1 protein-coding gene is annotated in these 2685 nt (G+C 46.4%); it reads left to right on the top strand.

Annotated features, from left to right (window positions below):
• Nucleotides 1-2685, top strand: a 2685-nt coding sequence (locus tag AC1DUA_RS32950; RefSeq protein ID WP_477503745.1) for a family 43 glycosylhydrolase, incomplete at both ends; no start/stop codon positions are given.

The following is a 2685-nucleotide window of genomic DNA, read 5'->3' on the forward strand; positions in this document are numbered from 1 at the left end:
GAGATGCATCTATATCGATCTCGAAGGCAAAAAGATTGCAGGATATCGGCTCAGTCCCCAGAGTGACTGTCTATTCACCTCCAGCCGGTCAACCCTATTCCAAGGAACTGTGGGCGCCTGAGCTACAATATCTGGATGGCAAGTGGTACATCTACTTTGCTGCAGATGACGGAGCAAATGAAAATCACAGGATGTATGTACTGGAAGGAAACTCCCAAGATCCGCAAGGAACATATACGTTGAAAGGTAAAATATCGGACAACACGAACAAGTGGGCTATTGACGGAACGGTACTTGTCAAAGATGACAATACCAAATATTTTGTATGGTCGGGCTGGGAAGGCGATGTCAATGTGAAGCAGAGCATTTATATCGCTCCAATGAGCAATCCTTGGACGATCAGTGGTCCGAGGGTTCAAATCTCTACGCCAGATCAAAACTGGGAGCGCATTGGTACTCCTTATATCAACGAAGGACCAGAGATTTTGAAGAAGGACGGCAAAATATTTATTGTATATTCCGCCAGTGGCAGTTGGACGGACGATTATACACTCGGCATGCTAAGCAATACGGATGGCAATGTATTAAACCCTGCATCCTGGAGCAAGTCTGGCCCTGTTTTCAGTAAAGTGCCGACAGCGTACGGCCCCGGTCATAACACGTTCACCACTTCACCTGACGGAAAAGAAGATTGGATCGTGTATCACGCCGATCAATTCTCCGGCGGAAGTTGGGGGAATCGCAGCGTCCGGGCACAAAAATTTAAGTGGAATTCTGATGGTACTCCGAATTTCGGAACACCTGCCGCTTATGGGGCTTCCATGGAAGAGCCATCTGGCACTCCGAACGTAACAAGATTTAAATATGAAGCTGAACATGCACTTATCGGTGGGTCGGCGGTTCTTACTTCTTCAGATAATGCATCGGGAAATAAAGTAGTCGGCCATTTGGATCAGCCTGGCAAAGATTATGTAGAGTTCACGGTTGATGTGAAGGAAGCGGGCGATTATTCCCTCATTGTCGTGGCTGACAATGGAACTGCCGGAGGCGCTTCTGCGCAGCATGAGGTTTCCGTAAATGGCGGTATAGGCCAGACGGTGACTTATAAAAACTTTGGCTGGAAAGGTTTTAATCCAGTATCTATGGATGTTAGCCTGCATGCTGGAATTAACAAGATCCGTTTAACCAGCAAACTGAATTTTGCCCAACTGGATTACATCGTTCTTGAGCCTCTGGAGAAAAGTGACGTCTCAACGCCGGTAGAAAGTATTGCTTTGGATAATCAGGCCGTGAATTTGAGTACTGGAGAATCTGCTTCCCTAATTGCTTCTGTAAGACCGCTGATTGGCACGAACAAGAACGTCGTGGTGACTTCAACGGCACCTGAAGTGGTAGCGGTTACACAAGACAGTAAGGATACAGCTACAGGAAGCACTATGCTGACAGTGAAGGGACTGAAAGCGGGTACGGCAACAATTCGAGTTATTAGTAGCGATAATGGCGCAGTCCTTAGTGAATGCAGTGTTACTGTCCGTCAAACGCCTGGCGAACCGGATTTATCGAAGTTTACGATTGATTCCTTTGATAGCGATGTACTCGATCCAGCGTGGTCGATATTCCAGGAAAGCAAAGGCAATTGGAGTTTGACTCAAAATCCGGGTTCAATGACGATTCATACGACACCTACGGATGTCTATCAGGATAACAATAGTCAAAACAATGTGTTTCTGAGAGATGTGCCGGCTAGTGGCGATTTTGAAATCGTTACGAAAGTTACGGCACCTATTGCCTTGAATCACCAGCAAGGTGGTCTCTTCGTCTGGCAGGATGCGGATAATTTCGTAAAGCTTGCTCATGTCTATGCGAATGGAAAAATTATCGAAACCGCTTATGAACTTGGTGGTAGTTACAAGAAACCAGGCAATGAGGCGGCTCATCCCGGCGGCGATACAATGACGCTCAAAATTAAGAAAATGGGGAATGTTTATACCACGTATTATTGGAATGGATATGAGTGGATTCAGGCATCCAATCCTGTCACTGCAAATTTAAAAAATATCAAAGTCGGATTATTCGCAAACAATATCGTTGCGACTAACAATCGGATAGATGCTCGATTTGATTATTTCGCTGTCAGATCCATCCAAGGTGGGGTTGATCTTGATCAGAAGAAATTGACACTTGAATCAGGGAAGACAGCCCAGCTTCACAATCTGGGAGCAAGCGGCGAAGAAGTGACATGGACGTCCAGCAATCCGGAGATCGCAATTGTCAGCAACAGCGGATTAGTAACAGCACTATCGCCAGGTAGAGCGCTCATTGAAGCAGTATCTACGAGCGGTGACTTCCGCTCGCAAGCTACAGTAACCGTACCGAACTCTGATCCTGTGCCGGAGATCCTCTACACGAACGACTTTAACGGATCATCGGCTGAAGGATGGTCTACGTACGAAGGCAATTGGACCGTCTCTAACGGGCAGTATGCAGTAAATAGCGGTCCGGGCTATAAAGCAGTACTTAACAGCAAAAGCTTTACAGATTTCGTACTTGAGGGCGATGTGCAAATTACGAGCGGAAACGAAGCTGGGTTTATTTTCAGAGCATCGAACGTTGCTAATGGCGCGGATAATTTAGACGGATATTACTTAGGGATTAATGCTTCCACGCAAACAGCCGTACTTGGTC

Source organism: Paenibacillus sp. 01T422, from assembly GCF_056398785.1.